The following is an 8,079-nucleotide window of genomic DNA, read 5'->3' on the forward strand; positions in this document are numbered from 1 at the left end:
CGCCAGGGCGCTGGCGGGCTGACGGGTGGCGCCAGCGGGCTGGCGGGCTGACGACGCTGCCGCGGCTGACAGACAGCGGATGGCAGCCGACGGATATCGGCTGTCCGACGACGGCCGGCGGACAGCCGCTGACAGATATCGGATTCCGACCGCCACCGCCCCCTCCTCACCGCCCCTCCCCGGCCAGAATGAGCCCCCCGCCCCGCCCGCGTAACCCGGGCGCGGACGCAGGTGTAACACGCCGGTCGCAGCCTGGAGGGCATGCCCATAGATGTGCCCTCGCCTGCCACCGCGTCCGCCCCCGTGACCCCCACTCACTGTCCGTACTGCTCGCTCCAGTGCGGCATGGGGCTGCGGGCCGCGGCCGGTGCGGACGGCGGGCTCGATGTCGTCGCGCGGGACTTCCCCGTGAACCGGGGGGCGCTGTGCGGCAAGGGGAGTTCCGCGCCCGCGCTGCTCTCGCGGGGCCTGAGGCTGACCGAGCCGCTCATCCGGCGCCCCGCCACCGGCCTGCTCGAACCGGCCACCTGGGGGGAGGCCCTGGAGCTCGTGGCCGAGCGGCTCGGCTCCGTACGCCAGGGGTACGGGGCCGACGCGGTCGGGGTGTTCGGCGGCGGCGGGCTGACGAACGAGAAGGCGTACGCGCTCGGAAAGTTCGCGCGGGTCGTGCTCGGCACCTCGCAGATCGACTACAACGGGCGGTTCTGCATGTCGTCGGCGGCGGCCGCGCACCAGCGGGCGTTCGGTATCGACCGGGGGCTGCCGTTCCCGCTGGAGGACGTGGCGCGGACCGGATGCGTGATCCTGGCCGGTTCGAACCTCGCCGAGACCATGCCGCCCGCGGTGCGCTACCTGCGCGAACTGCGGGAGAACGGCGGCAAGTTGATCGTCATCGACCCGCGCCGCACGAAGACCGCCGAGCAGGCCGACCTGCACCTGGCCCCCCGCCCCGGCACCGACCTCGCCCTCGCCCTCGGCCTGCTCCACCTGGTGGTGGCCGAGGGCCGCGTCGACGAGGAGTTCATACGGGAGCGGACGTCGGGGTGGGAGGCGGCGCGGGCGGCGGTGATGGCGCACTGGCCCGAGCTCGTGGAGAGGATCACGGGCGTGCCCGTGCCCCAGCTCCGCGCCGCCGTGGCCATGTTCTGCGACGCGCCGGACGGCATGGTGCTCACCGCGCGCGGCGCCGAGCAGCACGCCAAGGGCACCGACACGGTCGGCGCGTGGATCAACTTCTGTCTCGCGACCGGCCGGGCGGGCCGCCCGCTGTCCGGGTACGGCTGCCTCACCGGCCAGGGCAACGGCCAGGGCGGCCGCGAACACGGCCAGAAGGCCGACCAGTTGCCCGGCTACCGCAAGCTCGTCGACCCTGCCGCGCGCGCCCATGTCGCCGGGGTGTGGGGCGTGGACGCGGACTCGCTCCCGGGCCCCGGGCGCAGCGCGTACGAGCTGCTCGACGCGCTGGGCGGTGACGTGAAGGCGCTGCTCGTCATGGGGTCGAACCCGGTCGTGTCGGCGCCCCGCGCGGCTCATATCGAGGGCAGGCTGCGGGCGTTGGACTTCCTCGCGGTCGCGGACGTGGTGCTCTCGGAGACCGCCGAGCTCGCGGAGGTCGTGCTGCCGGTGACGCAGTGGGCGGAGGAGACCGGCACCATGACCAATCTGGAGGGCCGGGTGCTGCTGAGGCGGGCCGCCGTCACCCCTCCGGAGAACGTACGCAGCGATCTTGAGGTGCTCAACTCCCTTGCGGAGCTACTGGGTTCGGAGTCGGCGGCCAAGGGGTTTCCGGTGGATCCCCAGGAGGTGTTCGAGGAGCTGCGGCTCGCGTCGGCGGGCGGGGCCGCGGACTATTCGGGCATCAGCTATGCCCGGATCGAGGCCGAGGACGGCGTGTTCTGGCCGTGTCCGCAGGAGGGGCACCCGGGTACGCCCCGGCTGTTCCTCGACCGGTTCGCGACCGAGGACGGGCGGGCCCGCTTCGTGGAGGTCAGCCACCGGGAGCCGGACGAGGAGACCGACGCCGACTATCCGGTGGTGCTCACGACGGGCCGCGTGCTCGCCCAGTACCAGTCGGGCGCCCAGACCCGGCGGGTGCCCGGGCTCAACGCCGCCGCGCCCGGCCCGTACGTCGAGATGCATCCGCTGCTCGCCGGCCGGATCGGAGTGGCCGACGGTGACGCGGTGACGGTGACCTCGCGGCGCGGGCGGGCCACCGCGCCGGCCCGGGTGACCGGCGCCATCCGCTCGGACACCGTGTTCATGCCGTTCCACTGGGCGGGCGAGGGCCGGGCCAACACCCTGACGAACCCGGCGCTCGACCCGGTCTCGAAGATGCCCGAGTTCAAGGCGTGCGCGGTACGGGTGGAGCGGGCCGGGCCGGCCACGTGAGCCAGTCGCCGCCGGGGATCGGGGTGCCGCCCGCGACCAGCTCACGGGCCAGGCGGGGCGCGGCGAGATAGGTCCACGACCGTACGGGCCGACCGTCCACCAGCGCCTCGCGCACCAGGCGGTCGTAGAGGTTGCGGGGGTGGCCGGGGCCGAGGTACTCCTCCAACTCATCGAGTGCGGCGAGGAGTTCGGCGTGGACGGCGGGCGCGACCTCGATGAGGGTGCCGGTGATCGTGCCGTCGCCGGCTATGGCGTACGGGTAGCCGGGGCCGTCGTACAGGAGGGCGCCCCTGAGCAGCGCCGGGCGCTCGGACACCGTGCGGCCGCGCAGGAAGCGCCGGTAGTAGCGCTCGCCGGGGCGGAGCGTGCCGTACACGAAGAAGGGGAGCGGCGGCTCGACGGCGGGGGTCATCGGCGGGTCGTCTCTGCCGTGACCCAGGACAGGTAGGCCGGGCTCCCGGCCACCACCGGGGTCGCGATGATCTCCGGGGTCTCGTAGTCGTGGGCCGCCAGGAGGTGGCGTTCGAGCTCGGGGTAGCAGATGGTCGTGGTCTTGAAGAGGACCTGCCACTCCTGTGTGGTCTCGATGCCGCCCGCCCAGTGGTAGACGGAGGTCACGGGGCCCACGATCTGCGCGCAGGCCGCGAGGCGGGCCTCGACCGCGCCGCGGGCGAGCGCGGCCGCCTTGTCGGCGCTGTCGGTCGTGGTCTGCACTGTCATGGCCTGCACGGTCATGCTCTGCGCGGTTGTGGTCTGCGCGGTCGTGGTCTGCGCGCTCGTGGTCTGCGCGCTCGTGGTCTGCGCGGTCAGCCGTTCGGCCGATGTCACGGCGTCCTCCCTCGGTGATGCGGCCGGGTCCGGCCGGGATTTCAAGAGTCCTCCGGCAGGGCCCTACGTCCCGAACCCGCCGGCCGGTGCGGAGCGTACGCACGGCTGTTACATGTTGTCCCGGTTTCCGTGATGATCCGCTCCTAGTGTCGATGGGCGCGGGTGATCCGCTCCTGGCGTCGATGGGCGCGCCGGTGTCCCGGCCGCCTTCCCTACCCTCCCCCGCACTCCACCATGATCCAGACCTTCCGGATTCTCCGCGCCGCGGCCATCGCGGGCATCGCCGCCTTCGGCATCGCCGCGGTGGTGCTCGCCGTGTCCGGCTGCGGTTCGCGGTCCGGCCTCGTGGAGGGCGGCCGGGCCGCCACCGTGGCCCTCCAGCCCAGGCCGCAGGAGCTGTGGCCCGCCTGGTACGAGAGCGAGGCGCGGCGCGACGGCGTGATGGCCTCCGGCCGGGGGGAGCCGCCGGTTCCGCTCCCGGAGTCGCTGAAGGTGCCGAAGGAGGGGCTGCGCGGCATGGACCCGATGGAGATCCTCAGGGCCGACCCGCGCGCCAAGGGCCTCGTCCGGCTGCCCGTGATCGACCGCCCGGGACGGCCGGGCATCCGGCCGCCGGCCCTGCACGACCTGACGGGCCACGACGGCCGGCCCGAACTGATCATCGCGGCGGACGTGGAGAGCCACCGCACGGTCGTCATCGTCTACACGGCCCGCGACGGCAGGGTCGTCCCGATCCTCTACACCGTCGGCAGCCGCCTGGCGGTGGAGGCCGTCGGCACCGACCTGGTGACCCGGGGCGCCGCGGACGACGGCGCCGAGCAGGCGGTCCGCTACCACTGGGACGGGGTCCGGCTGTCCCCCGTGAGCGACATCAAGACGTACAAGGGCATCGCTCCGAAGGGCCCGGACACGAAGGACACCACGGACGAGCGCGAGGCCCCGGGGCCGCGCGGCACGCCGGAGCCGCGTAAAACGCCGGGACCCGCGAAGTCGGGCGGGGCGAAGACGGCGAGGACGGCGAAGACGTGGCCGAGCGGCTCGGACACCGGGAAGGGTGCCTCGTGACGCGCGCCGTGCTGCGTCGGTGCCGCGCCCTGTCCGGCCGCGCCCGCGGGCTGACCCGGGGCATGAGTCTGCGCTGGAAGATCGCCGCTCTGCTCGCGGCGGGCTGCGCCCTGGTGGCCGTGACCATCGGCCTGCTCATCCACCAGTCGCGCGCCGCCCAGATCGCCGCGACGGCCCGCGAGTCCGCGACCGCGCAGCTCATCCGCGTACGGCAGCTGTACGAGCTGACCGGCCAGGTCGACCAAGGCGACACCGAGGCCGCGCTCGACCATCCCGCGCTCCCCGAGCCGCTGCGCAAGTCCGCCCGCGACGGCAAGCGGAGCACGTTCCTGGACCTGGACGGCGCGCACCCTGCCGTGTGGGCGGCGCGCCCCGTGGGCGACCGGGTGCTCTCGGTGCGGCAGCCGCTGGACGCCGCGATGGACGAACTCCAGGAGCTGGACGGTCAGTTGGTGGCCTGGGGTGCGGTCGTGGTCGGGCTCGCGGCGCTCGGCGGCGCGGGGCTCGCCAGCAGGCTGAGCCGTGAGCTGCGTACGGCCGCGGCGACCGCGCGCCGGATCAGCCGGGGCGAACTCGACGCCAGGATCGGCCAGTCGGCCCCGGCCGGCCGCCAGGACGAGGTGGCGGAGCTGGCCTGCGCGGTCGACACGATGGCCGCGTCGCTGCAGCGCCGCCTGGAAGCCGAGCAGCGCTTCACCGCGGACGTGGCGCACGAGCTGCGCACCCCGCTGACCGGGCTGCACACGGCCGCGGAACTGCTGCCGCCGAGCCGTCCGACGGAGCTGGTACGGGATCGGGTCTCGGCCCTGCGCACCCTGACGGAGGACCTTCTGGAGGTCGCCCGGCTCGACGCGAACGCCGAGGAACCCCACCTGGAGGTGGTGCCGCTCGACGTCGCCGTGGAGGGCATCCTCCAACGGTGCGGCCTGGCCGTGGAGTTGGCGCTCCCCGCACGGGCGGCTGCCGCGGGCGACCCCGGCGGCACGGAAGCGCTCGGCACCCTCGACGCGCTCGACACGCTCGTACGTACCGACGTGCGCCGCCTGGAGCGGATCGTCGCCAACCTCATCGCCAACGCGAGGCGGCACGGCGCCGAGCCGGTCGAGGTGACGGTGGACGGCACCTCGGTCAGCGTGCGCGACCACGGGCCCGGCTTCCCCGAACGCCTCCTGAAGGACGGCCCCCAGCGCTTCGTGACCGGCGCGAAGGAACGCGGCCAGGGCACGGGCCTCGGCCTCACGATCGCCATGGGCCAGGCTCACGTCATCGGCGCGGAAGTGGCGCTGCGGAACGCCGAGGACGGGGGCGCGGTGGCGGTGGTTTCACTGCCGGGGGGTGAGGTTGGAGAGTGAGGTTGCGGGGTGAGGCGGTCGGGGGTTGGGCGGTCAGCTGACCGCTGACCGCTGACCGCTGACCGCTATCGACTGACGGTGGTCGACTGACAGATACCGCCCGCCCCTACTGCCCACCGATCACCGCCCGCTGACCGCTCAGCCCGCGTACGGCTGGCTCTCCTTGGCGGTACGCAGCGCCCGCGCCCACCACGCCACCTGGTCGAGCATCTTCTTGACCGCCGCGTCGGCCTGCGAGGGCTCGCGGTGTTCGCCGTCCTCGTCGAAGAGCCCGTGCGCCTGGTGGAAGCTGACCGTGTCCCGCACGGTGACAGCGTGCATCTCGGCGAAGACCTGCCGCAGTTGCTCGACGGCTCGCAGACCTCCGGAGATGCCGCCGTACGAGACGAAGCCGACGGGCTTGGCCTGCCACTGCACGTAATGCCAGTCGATCAGGTTCTTCAGCGAGGCGGGGAAGGAGTGGTTGTACTCGGGGGTGATCACGACAAAGGCGTCGGCGTCCACCAACTTCGGTGAGATGACGGAGAGTTGGGCCGCGACGGCGGGCGACGGGTTGTGGGAAATGGTGGTCGGCAGTTCGGCCTCGGCCAGGTCGAGCACCTCGATGTCGAGGCCCTGGTGCTCGCGGGCCCGGGCGAGGAACCAGTCGGCGACGACCGGCGCGAACCGGCCCTCGCGGTTGGAGGCGACGACAACGGTGACCTTCAGAGCAGCCTGCTCGGCTGTGGTGATGTCCATGCCGAGAAGGATTCAACCTCAAGCCTGCTTGAGGTCAAGCGCGGCCCAGCGGCGGACTGCCCGGGCCAACTGCCTGGGCGGACCGTCCGGGCCAACTGCCCCGGCGGACTGTCCGGGCGAACTGCCTCGGCGAACTATCTTGAGGCCCATGACACTTCCGTATGTCGAGATCGACGGCCGTCCCGCCGATGCCGAGAACCTGCTCGTTCCGGCGCTGACCGGCGGCTACGGTCACTTCACCGCCATGCAGGTTCGCGACGGACGCGTACGGGGCCTCGCCCACCACCTGACCCGCCTGGACCGGGCCACGCGCGAGCTGTTCGGCCCCGGTCTCGACGGCGAACGCATCCGCTCCCTGACAGGGCAGGCCCTCAGCGCCTGCGGCCGGTCCGACGCGGCGGTACGGATCTACGTGTACGGGCCGGCCGACGCACCCACCCCGATGGTCGTCGTGAACGAGCCCGTCGACATGCCGTCCACCGCGCAGTCATTGCTCTCCGTGCCGTACGAGCGCCCTGTCGCCCACCTCAAGCACCTCGGCGGCTTCGCCCAGGGCTACTACGTCCGCCTGGCCGAACGCCAGGGCTTCACCGAGGCCCTGCTGACCGGCCCCGGCGGGGTCATCGCGGAGGGCGCGATCACCAACATCGCGTTCTGGGACGGCAGTTCGGTGGTCTGGCCGAACCGTCCCGCGCTGCTCGGCATCACGATGGCGGTGCTGGAACCCCGGCTCGCGGCGTACGGCCTGAAGTCGGCCCGCCGCGAGGTGACCCTGGCCGGTCTCGACGCGTACAGCGCGGCCTTCGTCATGAACTCGCGCGGGATCGCCCCGGTGGGCCGGATCGACGAGCGGGAATTCGCGGTCGACGCGGAGCTGATGAAGATGGTGTGGCGGGCGTACGAGGAGGCGCCCTGGGATGTGATCGACCCTGGGTGACGGTTCACCCGTACGGCCCGCCCCGCGTCACTCGTTCGCCCCCCGCCGACGGGCGGTGCGGCCCGGGTGCCTCTTAGGTCGTAGGCAGAAGCTCTGCCGCGTCCCAGGAGGATCCATGCGTACTGCCAGACTCCTGACCAGTGCCCTGCTGGCGTCCGCCGCCGTGCTGGGCCCGGCGGGTTCGCTCGCGTACGCCATCGGCGAGCCGGGCGGGGGCGGCGGTTCGCTGGAGCTGTGGCCGACGAGCGCCTCGCCCGGCACCACGGTGACCGCGAACACCGCCGCCTGCGGGTCGGCGGGGCGGGCCACGGGCGATGCGAACACGGTGGGCTCGGGCGACTTCCCGATGTCGGCCTCCACACACAAGGAAGTGCTCGCCGGCCAGTTCCAGGTGGCCTCGCACGCCAAGCCGGGCAGCTTCCGCATCAGGGTCAGCTGCGAGAACGGCAAGGTCGTCGACGCCCAGCTGACCGTCACCGGCGGCAGCGACGTCGACCGCGATCGTGACCGTGACCGCTACCAGCGGGGCAACGACAAGTCGTGGGACGGAAGCGGCCAGTGGGGCAAGGACAAACCCGGGGACGCAAACGGCCAGTGGAGCAAAGACAAACCCTGGGACGGAAGTGACCAGCGCGGCAAAGACAAACCCGGGGACGCAAACGGCCAGTGGAGCAAGGACAAACCCTGGGACGGAAGTGACCAGCGCGGCAAGGACAAACCCGGGGACGCAAACGGCCAGTGGAGCAAGGACAAACCCTGGGACGGAAGTGA

General features: G+C 72.8%; 8 protein-coding genes. 5 read left to right on the forward strand and 3 right to left on the reverse strand.

From position 1 onward, the window contains the following. Positions 1 to 261: 261 nt before the first annotated feature. Complete coding sequence (locus tag ACWC2B_RS01525) at positions 262 to 2,388, forward strand: molybdopterin oxidoreductase family protein (protein WP_450714393.1); 2,127 nt, start codon at positions 262 to 264, stop codon at positions 2,386 to 2,388. Here the strand turns inward: ACWC2B_RS01525 and ACWC2B_RS01530 are convergent. Further along, the gene (locus ACWC2B_RS01530; RefSeq protein WP_450714394.1) at positions 2,342 to 2,800 is read right to left on the reverse strand and encodes a gamma-glutamylcyclotransferase family protein; all 459 of its coding nucleotides are present in this window, start codon (positions 2,798 to 2,800) and stop codon (positions 2,342 to 2,344) included. The two genes, ACWC2B_RS01525 and ACWC2B_RS01530, sit on opposite strands and share 47 nt — an antisense overlap. After that, the gene (cutA, locus tag ACWC2B_RS01535) at positions 2,797 to 3,123 is read right to left on the reverse strand and encodes a divalent-cation tolerance protein CutA (RefSeq protein ID WP_450714540.1); all 327 of its coding nucleotides are present in this window, start codon (positions 3,121 to 3,123) and stop codon (positions 2,797 to 2,799) included. Before cutA ends, ACWC2B_RS01530 begins: the two co-directional genes overlap by 4 nt. A gap of 327 nt (positions 3,124 to 3,450) precedes the next feature. Between cutA and ACWC2B_RS01540 the strand changes: the two genes are divergently transcribed. Together ACWC2B_RS01540 and ACWC2B_RS01545 are read left to right on the forward strand one after the other, a co-directional pair. Further along, positions 3,451 to 4,281: a hypothetical protein gene (locus tag ACWC2B_RS01540; protein WP_450714395.1), complete on the forward strand. Its 831-nt coding sequence runs from the start codon at positions 3,451 to 3,453 to the stop codon at positions 4,279 to 4,281. After that, positions 4,278 to 5,633, forward strand: coding sequence for an ATP-binding protein (locus tag ACWC2B_RS01545; RefSeq protein ID WP_450714396.1), 1,356 nt, complete (start codon positions 4,278 to 4,280; stop codon positions 5,631 to 5,633). The genes ACWC2B_RS01540 and ACWC2B_RS01545 overlap by 4 nt, the downstream gene beginning before the upstream one ends. A gap of 138 nt (positions 5,634 to 5,771) precedes the next feature. Here the strand turns inward: ACWC2B_RS01545 and ACWC2B_RS01550 are convergent, their stop codons facing one another. After that, the gene (locus tag ACWC2B_RS01550) at positions 5,772 to 6,371 is read right to left on the reverse strand and encodes an NADPH-dependent FMN reductase (RefSeq protein WP_450714397.1); all 600 of its coding nucleotides are present in this window, start codon (positions 6,369 to 6,371) and stop codon (positions 5,772 to 5,774) included. Positions 6,372 to 6,519: 148 nt separating this feature from the next. Between ACWC2B_RS01550 and ACWC2B_RS01555 the strand changes: the two genes are divergently transcribed. Beyond that, entirely contained in the window at positions 6,520 to 7,308 is a 789-nt protein-coding gene (locus ACWC2B_RS01555; RefSeq protein WP_450714398.1) for an aminotransferase class IV, read from the forward strand. A gap of 115 nt (positions 7,309 to 7,423) precedes the next feature. Continuing rightward, on the forward strand, positions 7,424 to 8,079 hold a 656-nt coding region (locus ACWC2B_RS01560; protein WP_450714399.1), incomplete at its 3' end, for a hypothetical protein.

It is taken from the genome of Streptomyces sp. NPDC001415 (genome assembly GCF_053597395.1).